Source organism: Zoogloea sp. LCSB751, from assembly GCF_002028455.1.
In the GTDB taxonomy this organism is placed as follows: domain Bacteria; phylum Pseudomonadota; class Gammaproteobacteria; order Burkholderiales; family Rhodocyclaceae; genus Zoogloea.
The window spans coordinates 1-263 of record NZ_MWUM01000275.1 but is presented as its reverse complement, the minus strand read 5'-3'; the positions used below and the strand labels follow the sequence as shown (position 1 = coordinate 263).

Genomic DNA, 263 nt, shown 5'->3' with positions numbered 1-263 from the left:
GAATTGAAGCTAATTTACTGAGTTGAGTATTTAGATCGCGCAGTTTCGGCGCAAACACTGCGGGTAAATTGTGGTTTTCAATAAAAGATTGGAAATATTTGAGCTGAGTATCTGTCAATTGCCTTTGACTGCGTATTTTGCCTGCGAATGCCTTGCCCGCTGAGCCTATAAATCCGGCACTCATGCCCCGTTCTTTTTGCAACTCATGGACAAAGTTACTGTTTGCCACCGCCAATTCGCTTAGCTGCACGACGACTTTCAGC

At 44.9% G+C, this 263-nt stretch carries 1 protein-coding gene; it reads right to left on the bottom strand.

Features of this window, described 5'->3' with window-relative positions:
- Positions 1-250, bottom strand: a 250-nt coding sequence (locus B4920_RS26630) for a nitrate- and nitrite sensing domain-containing protein (protein ID WP_216820073.1), incomplete at its 3' end; no start/stop codon positions are given.
- Positions 251-263: the final 13 nt, after the last annotated feature.